This window comes from Nocardioides sp. NBC_00850 (assembly GCF_045207335.1).
Classification (GTDB): Bacteria; Actinomycetota; Actinomycetes; order Propionibacteriales; family Nocardioidaceae; genus Nocardioides.
The window spans coordinates 2,929,800-2,942,910 of the sequence record NZ_CP108845.1 but is presented as its reverse complement, the minus strand read 5'-3'; the positions used below and the strand labels follow the sequence as shown (position 1 = coordinate 2,942,910).

The 13,111-nt window shown below is 69.6% G+C and carries 10 protein-coding genes; 3 read left to right on the top strand and 7 right to left on the bottom strand.

Annotated elements, in window-relative coordinates:
* Position 1: 1 nt before the first annotated feature.
* The gene (locus OH802_RS14310; protein WP_406028987.1) at positions 2-2,305 is read right to left on the bottom strand and encodes an HAD-IB family hydrolase; all 2,304 of its coding nucleotides are present in this window, start codon (positions 2,303-2,305) and stop codon (positions 2-4) included.
* Between the two features lie 98 nt (positions 2,306-2,403).
* On the opposite strand from OH802_RS14310, the gene OH802_RS14305 reads away from it, so the two are divergent.
* Positions 2,404-2,898: a hypothetical protein gene (locus OH802_RS14305; protein ID WP_406028985.1), complete on the top strand. Its 495-nt coding sequence runs from the start codon at positions 2,404-2,406 to the stop codon at positions 2,896-2,898.
* Between the two features lie 27 nt (positions 2,899-2,925).
* Here the strand turns inward: OH802_RS14305 and OH802_RS14300 are convergent, their stop codons facing one another.
* Positions 2,926-3,258, bottom strand: coding sequence for a type II toxin-antitoxin system PemK/MazF family toxin (locus tag OH802_RS14300; RefSeq protein WP_406028983.1), 333 nt, complete (start codon positions 3,256-3,258; stop codon positions 2,926-2,928).
* 524 nt (positions 3,259-3,782) lie between these two features.
* Here OH802_RS14300 and OH802_RS14295 point away from each other — a divergent pair.
* Together OH802_RS14295 and OH802_RS14290 are read left to right on the top strand one after the other, a co-directional pair.
* Positions 3,783-5,075, top strand: coding sequence for a DUF222 domain-containing protein (locus OH802_RS14295; RefSeq protein ID WP_406028981.1), 1,293 nt, complete (start codon positions 3,783-3,785; stop codon positions 5,073-5,075).
* A gap of 123 nt (positions 5,076-5,198) precedes the next feature.
* Entirely contained in the window at positions 5,199-5,534 is a 336-nt protein-coding gene (locus OH802_RS14290; RefSeq protein WP_406028979.1) for a DUF1048 domain-containing protein, read from the top strand.
* Position 5,535: 1 nt separating this feature from the next.
* Here the strand turns inward: OH802_RS14290 and OH802_RS14285 are convergent, their stop codons facing one another.
* From OH802_RS14285 to OH802_RS14265, 5 genes are read right to left on the bottom strand one after another with little or no spacing between them, the layout of a single operon-like run.
* Positions 5,536-6,033: a GNAT family N-acetyltransferase gene (locus tag OH802_RS14285; RefSeq protein ID WP_406028977.1), complete on the bottom strand. Its 498-nt coding sequence runs from the start codon at positions 6,031-6,033 to the stop codon at positions 5,536-5,538.
* Complete coding sequence (locus tag OH802_RS14280; protein WP_406028975.1) at positions 6,024-8,012, bottom strand: penicillin acylase family protein; 1,989 nt, start codon at positions 8,010-8,012, stop codon at positions 6,024-6,026. The genes OH802_RS14285 and OH802_RS14280 overlap by 10 nt, the downstream gene beginning before the upstream one ends.
* Positions 8,009-10,261: a GNAT family N-acetyltransferase gene (locus OH802_RS14275; protein ID WP_406028973.1), complete on the bottom strand. Its 2,253-nt coding sequence runs from the start codon at positions 10,259-10,261 to the stop codon at positions 8,009-8,011. Before OH802_RS14275 ends, OH802_RS14280 begins: the two co-directional genes overlap by 4 nt.
* A complete protein-coding gene (locus OH802_RS14270; protein ID WP_406028971.1) occupies positions 10,258-11,610 on the bottom strand; it encodes a lysine N(6)-hydroxylase/L-ornithine N(5)-oxygenase family protein in 1,353 nt (450 codons plus the stop codon). Before OH802_RS14270 ends, OH802_RS14275 begins: the two co-directional genes overlap by 4 nt.
* Entirely contained in the window at positions 11,607-13,073 is a 1,467-nt protein-coding gene (locus OH802_RS14265; RefSeq protein WP_406028969.1) for a pyridoxal phosphate-dependent decarboxylase family protein, read from the bottom strand. The genes OH802_RS14270 and OH802_RS14265 overlap by 4 nt, the downstream gene beginning before the upstream one ends.
* Positions 13,074-13,111 lie beyond the last annotated feature (38 nt).

Sequence of the window (13,111 nt, the reverse complement as noted above, 5' to 3'; positions counted from 1 at the left end):
CTCATCGGTGCAGCCCGGCCGGGTCGAGGGTCCGGCTCGCGTGGCCCGGCGACTCCCAGTCGACGATCGTCCAGTGCGACTTCTTGGCGTGCCGGAACAGAGGTACGTCGGGCCGGACCGCCACCGGGTGCCCGACCGCCGCGAGCAGCGGGAGGTCGGAGTGGGAGTCGGCGTAGGCGAAGCAGTCGGACGGCGAGATGCCCTCGCGGCGCGACCACTCGCGGACGAACGCCCCGCGCGACTCCCCGACCAGCGGCGACGCGGCCATGTGACCGGTGCAGAACCCCCGGTCGTCGACGGCCAGGTCGGCGGCCTCGATGTGGTCGAAGAGCGGCATCAGCGGCCGGGTCAGCGGCCGGATCGCGCCGGTGACCAGCACCGTCACGTGCCCCGCGGCCCGGTGCTCCCGGATCCGCCGGACCGCGTCAGGGGCCAGCCGACCGAGGATGTGCGTGGTCAGGTGCTCGTCGACGATCTCGTCCAGCTCGGAGAGCCTTGCGCCGGCGTACTCCTTGTAGACCGTACGCAGCAGCGTGCCGCGCTCGGTGCGGTCCGCCCACACGTAGCCGGGCACCTTGCTCGCCATCCGGGCGATCTCGGCCGCCTTCTGGGTGCCGGAGAGCTCACCGAGCCGCAGCCACAGGTAGGTCTCGATCACGTTGGAGGACATCAGGGTGCCGTCGAGGTCGAAGAAGGCCGCGACCCGCGTCTCCTGGGTGGTCGAGCTTGTCGAGATCCGCGGCAGCCGGCCGGAGTCCGGCCTCTTCCGCAGCTTGCGCAGCTCGTCGAGCTCACGGACCGGCTTGGTCACCGAGGGCACGTGGATGTCGTAGAGGTATTCATGCCAGTCGATCACGCCGGTGTCGAAGGCGAAGGTCTCCTGGTCGGCCGGCGACAGCGACCGGTAGAGCGCGAGCGTGTTGGCGTCGACGAAGCGCAGGTCGGCCTGGGCGTACTCCTGGTAGAGGTCCAGGTAGCGCCGCAGGAACTGCAGCCGCCGGCCCCGCCGGTCGAGGTCGCGCGCCCAGCCGCGGGTGCGGTCGCTGCGCGGAGCCAGTCCGAGCAGGGTGTCGGCGATCTTGTGCACCTTCTCCCCCGTCGCCATCATCCGCTCGACCGATGCCCCGCCCTGGAAGGTCCACTCCGGCAGCCTGGCCGCACCCCGGTCACCGGCCGCGAACGGCTCCTTCGAGAAGTAGGCCCGCACGGTGTCGTAGAGCATCTCGAACGTCAACGGGTTGCGGTCGCCGGAGGCGAGATGGAAGTAGGCCGGCTCGCCGTGCTCGGGCGGGTGCGCCAGGCACGCCACGATCGAGGCGACCACGTGGTCGACGGGCACGATGTCGGCCGTCGTGTCGGCGGCGGCCGGGAAGAGCGGCAGCTCGCCGCGGCCGTAGGCGAGGATCAGCGGCTCGGCCATCTTGAAGCCCTCGATCCAGCCCGGATACGGGCGGGAGACGGCCGACTCGATGATCGCCGGGCGGTAGATCGTTGCCCGGTGCCCTGCTGCGGCGTGGGCTTCGACCACCCGCTCGCCCAGCGCCTTGGTGAACGTGTAGGCGTCGGTCCAGCCCAGCGACCGCGCCCGCTCGGTGCCGAGGCGTACGAGCTCGTCCTTCACCCACTTCTTGCGCGCCTCCTCGGCGGCAGCGGCGGCGGTCATCAGCCCGGCACGACCGTGCTCGCGCTCGGCCTGCTTGCGCAGCTTGGAGATCACCTCGACACCGCGCGAGCGGGCCTCGACGGCCGCGCGCTGCCCCAGGCCCCAGGCCAGCTCGGCGTCCACGTCGACGGAGTGGTCGACCGGCCCCTCGGGGATGTGTCCACGGCGCCGCCCGGAGACGTACGCGGTCGAGACGTGCAGATAGTGGATGTCCCGGCCGGTCTCCTCCACCCGCTTGAGCAGCTCGCGGACGCCCACGACGTTGGTGACGAAGCCTTCGTCGACCGGCGGGTCGAAGGAGACATCGCCCGCGGAGTGCACCACAGCGTCGAGATCCGCCGGCAGCGTCGGCGGAGCGGAGAGATCGCCCTCGACGACGTTCACCTCCGCGTCCGAGACGGACTCGAAGATCGGCTTGGTCAGCATCTTCGCGATCCGGTCAGCCCCCGACGTCGACCCCTTGGGCCGGACCAGGACGCTGAGACGTACGTCCGGCACCTCGGTCAGCATCAGATGCAGCAGCGCCTCGCCGACAAACCCGGTCACTCCCGTGAGCAGCACATGCTGACCCGCGAGCCGCTCCCGAATGGAGGCCCGAGTGTCGTCGTGATGATGGTTTCCCTGCGCCAGGTCAGAGGTCACGGTTGCGATTGTGCCCCGTCGAGGCAACCCCCGTGACTCCTTTTCCGGGCTCGACCTGAGAAACTGCGTGGAACCCCCGAAACCCCGAGGAGCCGTACGTGTCGAGGAAGCTGCTGAGTGTCGCAGCCGTCCTCTCCGCGACCGCTCTCGCCGGCTGCGGATCCGGGGAGCCCACCACCAGCAGCCCTGGCCCGAGCCCGTCGACCTCCTCCCCCGTCGAAGCCTCCGGACCCTGTCTCTTCGAACCTGGTCAGGTCGCCAGCGCCATCCCCGGCTCCTGGTCGCATACCGCCGACGAGGACGTCTGCACCTACACCAGCGACCGGGGCGCCATCTTCGTGACGACGTTGGTCGACACCTCGGTCTCTGCTGGGCTCTCCGCCAGCCGGGAGGACTGCATCTCCTCTCCGGCGCCGGTTGAGATCGGGGACCGGGCGTTCGTGTGTATCGAGTCGCACGATGACGGGGATCTTGTCGTCGGCAATGTTGCTGTCGGGAGTCGGCTGTGGTCGCTCGTCATCGTTCCTGATCAGGGGGTTCACGATGCTGAGCTCGGTGCGATGGGGCGGCTCGTCGAGATGGTTGCCGACTGACCCGCTGGTCGACACCGTCAGCTTCGTCTACCGGAGTCCACCAAGACGGAGGGCGTCGTCGATCTCGCTGAGCTTCGCGGAGGACAGGGCGCCTGCTCGCTCGATCAGGTCCTCTCGGGACAGGGTGGTCAGCCACGTGCAAGGGGTGAAGCCTGGGCGCGGGATCGCGAACCGAAGCACGCCTTCAAACGGCAGTCCTTCCGTGGCGCCTACTGTCACTTCGACGCCCAGACCGGTGATGTCGACACCCGCCGGGGCGACGACCTGCATCACCTGGATCCCGGACCCGTCGTCTCCCGACAGCAGCACGACCGGCCGTCGCTCGTCGAACTCCACCCACCAGACTTCGCCACGTTGCACATGTCCTCCTGACGTACGACGGCACGTCGCAGGTCTCAGCGTGACCCTACCTGTTGGGCTGGAGGCGTTCGTGGGGCTGATGGGCCGGATAGCGGGACGGTTCACGCTGGTCGAGCCGCCCTTGCTCCGCTGGTCGAGCCGCCCTTGCTCCGCTGGTCGAGCCGCCCTTGCTCCGCTGGTCGAGCCGCCGGAGCCGCTAGGCGGAGGCGTGTCGAGACCAACACGGTCCTCATCTCGGGGAAACCTCGCTTAGCGACTGTTCTTCGTTTCAGGGTTCGCCGCCGACCCTTGCTTTGATTGTTTCTCGATCGCGCGCCGCGTCAAGGACGGGCTTCGCCCGCCGCTTCGCGGTGGCCTTCGGCCATCCTTGACCCGGCACCCGATCGAGAAAGATTTCGCCTGTATCGGGGCGGCGGCGAGAGAGTGGCGCGGAGCTAACGTTACTTGTTCGCTGACTGCGTAACTTGGGTCTGACCAGCATAAATAGGTCGTGGCTGGGTGCTCGATCGCATATAATAAGGCGCATGACCGAGACCATCGACCACCTCCTAGCTGGACCGCCTTCGGGTGCGTCCGAGGCTGAGTTGGTCGACTGGATCGGCCGTCTCGAAAAGATCAAGTGCACCGCCGAAGCGGTCCAAGCCGAAGCAGCGGTACGTCTCGACGAAGCCGTCCGGGCACGCCAATCCGAGGCCGGGGTACCTGCCCGGAAGCTTGGCGAGGGCGTGGCCTCACAGATCGCTCTCGCGCGGCGAGTCTCGCCCGAGAAGGGCGCCAAACTGCTCGGCCTGGCGAAGATCCTGACCACCGAAATGCCCCACACCTTCGCGCTGATGAAGGCGGGGCTGTTCTCCCAGTGGCAGGCCACCATCCTGGCCCGCGAGACCGCGTGTCTCTCCCTCGACGACCGTCGCGTCATCGACTACAAACTTTGCGCCACCGGCCCAGACGCGCAGCCTGCAAAGGCGGTCTCGATGGGGCTGCGACAGCTCGAGAACGCCGCCAAGAAACTCGCCATCACCCTGGACCAAGCATCCGTCGTCGCACGCGCCGCGAACGCGACGCAAGACCGTCGGGTCAGCCTCCGCCCGGCACCCGACACGATGACCTGGCTCGGCGCCCTGCTCCCGGTCAAGGACGGCGTCGCCGTCTTCGCCGCACTCGACCAAGCGGCCAAGGCCGCTGCGGCTGCCGGCGACGCGCGGACCCGGGGCCAGGTCATGGCCGACACCCTCGTCGACCGGATCACCGGCCGCAGCACCACCGGTGCGAAGCCTCGGATCGAGGTCAAGATCGTGATGACCGCCGATTCCCTCGCTAACAACGCCGATCAGCCCGCGCTGGTGGAGGGCTACGGACCCGTCCCGGCAACGTGGGCCCGCGACGCACTCGCGGATGCTGAGGTGTTCGTCCGCCGGCTGTTCACCGACCCGGCTGGGCAATTGGTCGCGATGGAATCCCGCTCCAGGAAAGCTCCCGACGGGCTGGCCGAGTTCATCGCGACTCGGGACGTCGGGATCTGTCGCACCAACGGCTGTGACGCACCCATCCGCAACATCGACCACGTCGAACGCCATGCCGACGGCGGCGAGACCCGTGCCGAGAATCTGCAGGGGCTGTGCGAACGGTGCAATCAGGCCAAGGAGGCCCTTGGCTGGCGGGCCAGGCCAGGACCGGACGGCACCATCATCACCACCACACCCACCGGGCACACCTACATCAGCCCGCCACCCGACACCTGGGCACCGGACCCACCACTGTCGCCGGCAGAACGCAGGCTGCGCCGCGTACTCCGCGATCACATCCTCGCAGCCTGAGGCTTTCGAGAACTTTCTTCGGATCGGTGCTTGACCTTGACGCTACGTCAGGGCTGCACGCTTCTTTCACGGCCCCACACAAGGGGCCCGGAACACACCAACCGATCCAAAGGGAGCACCACCATGAACAACCTGCTCAGCCGCCTCGTGGGTGACAAGAAGGACTGGAAGCGCATGGAAGCCCGCGCCGCCGAACTGCCCGCCGACTACCGCACCGTCTACGCAGAGATGAAGAGCTACATGTGGCGCTTCACCGCCGGCGACGGCATGGACATCGTCGCCACCCTCCGCGAAATCCTCGACCTCTTCGAAACCGAGGCCGCCGCCGGGCGCTCGGTCATCGAGGTCACCGGGACCGACCTGGCCGCGTTCTGTGACGCACGACTGCCCGAGCAGCACGACGCCTACCGCACCAAGCTCCGCGCGAACCTCAACGAGGTCGCCCAGAAGCTGGCATGAGTCAGGGAAGGTCGAGGAAGGCGTATTGGGCCACCTTGTGCGGAAGCTGAACGACAGGGCCCCGTTTGAAACCGTAGTCGTCGAGCCTGGCGAGGGAGGCCTCGTTGGAGGCGTCGGGCTCGACGACTGCGCGGCGGGCGCCGGACTTGGAGATGACCTCCTCGATGAAGAACTCGAGGACCTCCTCCGTCCGGCCCTTGCGGGTCGGGGTGTCGGCCAGGAAGAGGTGGACGCCGATGTCGCCGGGGCGCCGGTCGTAGAAGGTGCCGAGCTCGTCGACCTCGGGGTCCCAGGTCTGGAAGAGCGCGACCGGATCGCCGTCGAGCTCGACGATGTACGCAGCCAGATGGGGCTGCTCCTGCAGCCACGTGTAGATCTCCTCGATCTCCTCGCGCGGCTTCTCGACCATGCCCCAGAACCGGGCCCGATCGTCGTGCAGCCAGTCGCACAACAGGTCGATGTCGGCCGACGGCTCAAGGTCACGAATGGTCAGGGGCATGTCTTCTCCTCGGTGAGCAGGGACCAGTCGGTGACGACGCGGACCGCGCCTCCCTTGGCCCAGGCGTCGTGCTGATCGATGTGATGGGGGCTGTCCGGGGATCCGCTGACACCGAGGGGTACGACCCAACGGCTGTTGTCGCGGTCAGCCAGATCCCACGCGTAGCGCGCCACCGAGCCCCGGACGGTCACGGTGGTGCCCGGGATCCAGGCGTTGCAGCGGACCGTGTCGGTGTCGCCGGACAGTGGGGTGGCGGGGGCGGTCCGCGTGTGCGGGAGGTCGAACTGCTCCAGTGCGTGCAGCGGCCAGAAGCGGTGGCACTCCGGCCAGGGCGTCGGCTCGCTGCCGGCGTCGCGTACGGCCTTCGCCGCCTCGGCGACGAGCGCTCGCGGGTCCAGACCGAAGGGCTTATCCGCGGCCAGGATGATGTGCAGAGCGCCGGCCACCCGTGCGGACAGGCTGAACCATGGCTCGTAGAGGGGCCCGTGCTCCGACGGCTCCCGCAGCGGCGCGAGCACCGGTGCCGCGCAGATCCGGTCCACGACCTCGGCACGCAGCGCGGCGTACCAGGCTGCGCCCGGCGAGCCGTCCATCGCGCCGTCCCACCCCGCCAGTGCCTGTGGCCGCAGATCGGCCGGGACCAGCGCGAGCAGCGGCTTGCCCGCGGTCTGTGTGGTGTCGGCGAGCACCGCCACCGCCTGCTCAGCGTCGAGGGGTCCGGCGTCGGCGAGGAGGTGCGCGATCCGGTGCGCCCGGAACGGCGGCGCGAATCCGGCCGCGAGCACCTCGAACTCCGGCATGCACCGGTCGTTGGCCGTCACGACAGAACCATCCGCCGACGCCGTACGCCGCGGCAGCGGGTCGACCCAGCCGGTCCACTCCCCCGCCTCGTCCCGCCTCGGCACCCGGCCGCCGACGGCGTGGACGACGTCGCCGGCCACGTCGGCGATCACCCAGTTGTTGACCGGCTCGACCCAGTGCTCCACCGCGGCCTCGACATCGGCGACCGAGCGGGCCCGCAGCAGCGGCAGCAGCGCCCCGAAGCCGAGGTCGCCGAGCTCGTGGCCGGGTGAGCGCAGCACCTCTCCCCAGCCCTCGTCGGAACCGCCGAGCACGACCGGCCCGCGGTCGGTCTCCAGCACCTCGACCTCGACCGGCTCCTGGCCTCGGACGAGCACCGTCTCCACGCTCCGCCGCACCACATCGCCGCCCGAGCGCAGATCGACGCGGTAGAGATCCTGGTAGTCGGCCATCGCGTTGGTGATCCCCCACGCGACCTGGCCGGCGTGCGCGAAGTGCTGCACACCGGGTACGCCGGGGAAGGTCATCCCGACGACATCGAAGGCGTCGTCGGGATCGGTGCAGGCCAGCCGCACCTGGAGATAGACGTTCGGCGCCTCGAAGACCCGGTGCGGGTCACCGGCCACGAGCGGCAGACCGGACCGGGTGCGGCCGCCGCCGACGGCGTACGCGTTGGAGCCGCCGGACAGGCCTTCGGTGCGGAACAGCTCGGCGTCGGCCCCGAGCACCCGCGCCGCCCGGCCGCCGAAGAGCTTCGAGGGGAACGACCCGAAGAGGATCTGCGCCACCCAGAACACCGCCAGCGGCGTCCACGGCTGCCAGGTCCCCGGCGCGGGACCGAGCCCGTCCGGCCCGTCGAGCTCCGGGCAGGCCGCGCCTTCCAGACCGGAGCGGACCCCCTCGACGTACGCCGTCAGGAACCCCTGCGTCTCCGCGTCGAGCCGCTCGTAAGCCGCCTGCGCCACCGCCGCCAGCCGAGCGCGGCGGGCGAAGGCGTCCCACTCGAGCCCGGCCGGGCCGATCAGCTCGGCGGTACGGCCCTCGCCACGCAGCCGCTCGATCTCGAGCTGCCAGGCGCGGTCCCGCGCGGTGGCCCAGCCCTGCAGCCGGGCCACCTCGGCGAGCGAGGCACCCCGCACATGCGGGATGCCCCACTCGTCCCGAAGGAGAACGCTCATGCGATCGGGTTGGCCAACGTGCCGGCGAACATGAGCGACTCGGCCTGGTCGGTGATGTCGACCATCTGCAGGGTGTTACGGAGCTGGAGCCGGTTGAGGCAGGAGTGGCGGAAGCGCGGGCGGAGGAAGTCGTAGCGCGCGACCGCGTCGGCCAGCTCCGGGTGGTCGGCGGCGTGGTCGACGATGCAGGCCCGCGTCTCGGCCCAGAACTCGGTCTCAGACAGCACCCCCTCATCATCGAGGATCGCGGCGACGTAGCGCAGCACCCCGTCGAAGATGTCGGTATGGACCGCGAGTGCCTTGACGTCGTCGGGGAAGGAGCCTCGGATCCGGGAGACCTCCTCGGGCAGCGGCAGATCACCCATCACCGCCACCTCCTCACCGATGTCCTTCATGAACATCCGCACCGGGACGTGGTCGCGCAGCACCATCACCAGGTTCTCGCCGTGCGGCATGAACACCAGGTCGTACGCCAGCAGGCAGTGCACCAGCGGGCGCAGGTAGGCGTCGAGGTAGCTGCGCACCCACTCGCGGGCGGGCAGCCCGGAGGCGCGGACCAGCTCGGCAGCGTACGAGGCACCGGCGGCGTCGCGGTGGAGCAGCGCCGCCATCGTCGCGCACCGCTCCCCCTCGGCCAGGCGCGGCACCGGCGACTCCCGCCACAGCGCGGCGATCATCTTCCGGTAGGGCGACGGGTTCGGCAGGGAGTGGAACACGTCGCCGGTCCAGCCGATCGAGGCGAGCTCGCGCAGCACCCCGAAGCCGCGCTCCTTCAGCTCCGCGTCGCCCTCGACCAGGTCGGCGACCCAGTCGTTGATGGCCGGAGTAGCCGCCATGTAGGCCGGCGAGAGCCCCCGCATGAACCCCATGTTCTGGATCGACAGCGCGGTCTTGACGTAGTGCCGCTCGGGACGACTCGTGTTGAAGTACGTCCGGATCGACTGCTGCGGGCGGTGCACGTCCTCGCCCTCGCCGACCAGCACGATCCGGCGCGCGGCGACGTCGGTGGCGAAGGTGACCGCCAGCTTGTGGCGCCACTGCCAGGGGTGGACCGGCAGGTAGCGGAACCCGTCCGGGTCCAGCCCGAGCCCGCGCAGCTTCGCCGCGAACCGGGCCAGCGTCGCCTCGCCGAGCTCGGCCTCGTAGAGAGCCTGCTCCTCCTCGCCACGTCCCAGGGCCAGGTGGGACTGGTCCCGGGAGACGGCGACCCACAGCAGGCTCAGGTCGTTGCTCGTCTCCGGCGCCCAGCGCGCGTGGTCGTCGATGTCGAAGCCGATCCGGCCGTTGTTGGCGACGAAGGCCGGGTGGCCCTCGCTCATCGCGCCCTCGACGCTCTGGTGGTCGGCGTCGACCAGGTCGGCGGCGGTCAGCGTCTGGTGCTCGAGCTTCCAGCAGGCGGAGGCGATCGTGGCCGCCAGCTCCTCCAGGTAGGTCGGCAGCAGCTTGTCCGGGATCCCGAGATCGGGCGCGAACTCGGCGACGAACGCCTGCGCGTCGACCTCGGCCTCCTCACCCCCGGTCGTCCGGACGATCGAGGCCGGGTCCACCACCCAGTGCTCGAGCTGGAAGCGGCGCCCGGTGAAGGAGTAGGTCGAGGACGGCCCCTGCAGCTCCCAGCCCGTGTCGGTCGCCACGGGCGCGATCATCCGCTCGTGGCTGAACTCCGCGATCGCCTTGGCGACCAGGTGGCGGTGCGCGACGCGCAGGTTCTCCGGGCGCAGGTGCGCGGCTGCGTACATCTCCCGGGTGCAGACCGAGAGCATCGCGGTCTTCTCGCCGATGCTGATCTCGCGCAGCTCGACGAAGCCGGCCTCGGTGTTCTTGCGCCGGATCGCCTCGTTGCGTACGTCCGGCTCGACCACCACGCGACGCACGCCGGGGTCCGCGAAGCAGTGCCGCATGACCGCTCGGAAGACCCGGGTGGTGTAGCCGGTGACGGGCTCGCCTGAGGTCGGTGCGACCAGGACGTGCATGCCCAGGTCGCCGGCGGCGAGGTCGGGCACGTGAGTGATCCCGGCGAGCTCGCTGCGGGCGGGGTCGTAGGTCTCGACCAGGAACGCCGGCACGCCGTCGACCCGGCCGAGCCAGGCGTCGTGGTGCGGGTGGCCGGCGATGCGCGCGTACTCCGCGGCGACATCCTCCAGCGTGGCGTCCAGCATCATCCAGTACGCCGAGCGCGGGTGGGTCACCCAGGAGTGGACGGTGGCGAGGTGGGCCTCGATCTCGAGCGGCTCGATCGTGATCCTCATCGGTTCTCCTCCGTAGGCTGAATCTTGAAGCGGTCCGGGACGCCGAACTCCTGGAAGGCGACCCGCTTCTCGACCGGATACGGCTCCCGGCCGAGGATGGCGGCGAGGATCACCGAGCTGCGGTAGGCGCCCATACCGAGGTCGGGGGCGACGAAGCCGTGGGTGTGCTCCTCGCCGTTCTGCACCCAGATCTCTCGGTCGGCGGTGTCGACCGAGAAGGTCGAGCTGGCGGCGTAGCGCCCCTGCTCGTCCAGGCGGAGCCGGTCGCGGACGGGCTCCAGGAAGGCCGGGATACCGGCGCGATATCCGGTGGCGAGGACGAGCGCATCGGTCGCCATCTCGTAGTCCTCCTCCTGCTCCACGTGGTGGAGCGCGAGGTGGTAGCCGCTCTCGGTGCGGGTCACGCCGCGCACCTCGGTGTTGGTCAGCAGCGTCGTCTCGGCCGCCTCGGTGACCGACCGGGTGTAGAGCGCCTCGTGGATCGCGTCGATGGTGTCGCCGGAGATGCCCTTGTAGAGGCTCTGCTGCGCCTTCAGCAGCCGGTCGCGCTTGTCGCTGGGAAGCGCCTGGAAGTAGGCGGAGTACTCCGGGGAGGTCAGCTCGAGGGTGAGCTTGGTGTACTCCATCGAGAAGAACCGCGGGCTGCGGGTCAGCCAGGCCAGCTGGTAGTCGTGGTCAGGCTGGGCGGTCAGCAGGTCGAGGTAGACCTCGGCGGCCGACTGGCCGCTGCCGACGACGGTGATGCTGCGTCGGGTGACGAGCTCGTCCTTGCGGGCCAGGTACTCGGCGCTGTGCAGCGCCGGCCCCTCCGCGGCCACGGCCTCGGCCGCACACTCCGGGACGCGTGGGGTCGTCCCGGTCCCGAGCACCAGCCGCCTGGTCCGATGGGTCTCACCGGAGGCGGTGGTGACGACGTACGTCTCCCCGTCGTGCTCCACGGAGGAGACCTTCTGGCCGAAGCGCACGGAGTCGAGCCGCTCGGCTACCCACTGGCAGTACTGGTTGTACTCGCGCCGGTGGGGCAGGAAGTTCTCGCGGATGTAGAACGGGTAGATCCGGCCGGTCTGCTTGAGGAAGTTGAGGAAGCTGAACCGCGAGGTCGGGTCGGCCATCGTCACCAGGTCGGCGAGGAACGGCACCTGCAGGGTGGCCTCGTCGAGCATCATCCCGGGATGCCAGTCGAACCGGTCGCGGCCCTCGAGGAAGAGGCAGTCGAGCTCGTCGATCGGGTCGGCGAGGGCGGCCAGGCCGAGGTTGAACGGGCCGAGCCCGATCCCGATCAGGTCGTGGACGCGAGCTGACGAGTCAGTGGCTGTGAACACAGTTGCGGGAGTGGTGGGTGGGTTCATCGGGCGACCTCCGGAACGGCACGGCCCAGAGAAAGGCCCAGCGTACGGACCTGCTCGATGATCTCGAGTACGTCCTGCACGGAGGCCTTGGGGTTGAGCAGAGTGAGCTTGAGGAACTGCCGGCCGTCGACCTTGGTCGCGGCGACGACGCCGCGGCCGCCGCTCCACATCTCCGCGCGGATGCGTCGGTTGAGGTCGTCGAGACCAGCGTCGTCGAGACCAGTCTCGTCCAGGTGCGGGTCGACGTAGCGGAAGACGACCGTGGAGAGCTGGGAGGGCGTGATGACCTCGATGTCGGGCTCCACGCTGAGGATGTCGTAGACCTCGCGCGCCAGGTCGATCACGGTCTCCAGGTAGGCGCCGATCTGGTCGGGACCCATCGTGCGCAGCGTCAGCCACAGCTTGAGCGCATCGAAGCGGCGGGTGGTCTGCAGGGACTTGTCGACCTGGTTGGGGTTCTCCGACTCCCGCGGGTTGAGGTAGTCGGCGTACCAGGAGGCGTGCTGCATGGTCGCCAGGTCGCGGACCAGGAGCGCGCTGGAGGAGACCGGCTGGAACCAGGTCTTGTGGTAGTCGATCGTGATCGAGTTCGACCGCTCGATACCGTCGAGCAGGTGGCGATACTTCGACGAGGCGAGCAGCCCACCGCCGTACGCCGCGTCGACGTGGAACCAGACGTTGAAGTCCTGGCAGGCGTCGGCGATGGCGTGGAGGGGGTCGATGACGCCGAAGTCGGTGGTGCCCGCGGTGGCCACGACCGCGGCCGGGACGAGGCCGTCGACGACGCACTCGTCGAGCGCCTCGCGCAGAGCGACGACATCCATCCGGTGCTCGGCGTCGGTCGGGATCGCGATCGCGGCCGCGTCGCCCATGCCGAGCAGGCGAGCCGACTTGGCGATGGAGAAGTGGCTGTCCGCGGAGGTCAGGAAGCGCAGCCGGTCCAGAGGTACGCCGCGGCGCTCCGCCTCACCACGGGCCAGGAGCAGCGCCTGCAGGTTGGACTGGCTGCCGCCGCTGGTGAAGATGCCGTCGCGGGTCGCCTCCGGGTAGCCCGCACGGGCGGCGGTCCAGTCGATGAGACGACGCTCCATGAACGTACCGCCGACGGACTGGTCGAAGGTGTCCATCGAGGTGTTGACTGCCGCGATCAGCAGCTCCCCGACGAGGGAGGGGATCACGACCGGGCAGTTGAGGTGGGCGGCATAGGAGGGGTCGTGGAACCAGACCGCATCCTGGAGCCACAGCTTGCTGACCTCGGCCAGCGCGGCGGCGCCGTCGACGAGGGGGTTGTCCAGGTCGACCTCGGCGACAGGTCCGGCTGCCTCCTCGGGCGAGATTCCGGTGGTGGGGCCCTCGAGGGTGGCGAGCTGGTCGACGAGCAGCCGGATTGCTTCGGTGATGCCGCTGGTGTACTCACGAGCATTGTCGGGGTGGAACAGATGCTCCAAGTGCGGTGCGCTCACTGGTCTCCTTCGACACGGGGGGATTAGGTTAGGCGAAC

What these genes read in the sequence shown, in the direction of transcription:
- OH802_RS14275 (WP_406028973.1), bottom strand. Translation starts at nt 10,261, where the DNA reads ATGAGGATCACGATCGAGCCGCTCGAGATCGAGGCCCACCTCGCCACC.
- OH802_RS14285 (WP_406028977.1), bottom strand. Translation starts at nt 6,033, where the DNA reads ATGCCCCTGACCATTCGTGACCTTGAGCCGTCGGCCGACATCGACCTG.
- OH802_RS14290 (WP_406028979.1), top strand. Translation starts at nt 5,199, where the DNA reads ATGAACAACCTGCTCAGCCGCCTCGTGGGTGACAAGAAGGACTGGAAG.
- OH802_RS14295 (WP_406028981.1), top strand. Translation starts at nt 3,783, where the DNA reads ATGACCGAGACCATCGACCACCTCCTAGCTGGACCGCCTTCGGGTGCG.
- OH802_RS14280 (WP_406028975.1), bottom strand. Translation starts at nt 8,012, where the DNA reads ATGAGCGTTCTCCTTCGGGACGAGTGGGGCATCCCGCATGTGCGGGGT.
- OH802_RS14270 (WP_406028971.1), bottom strand. Translation starts at nt 11,610, where the DNA reads ATGAACCCACCCACCACTCCCGCAACTGTGTTCACAGCCACTGACTCG.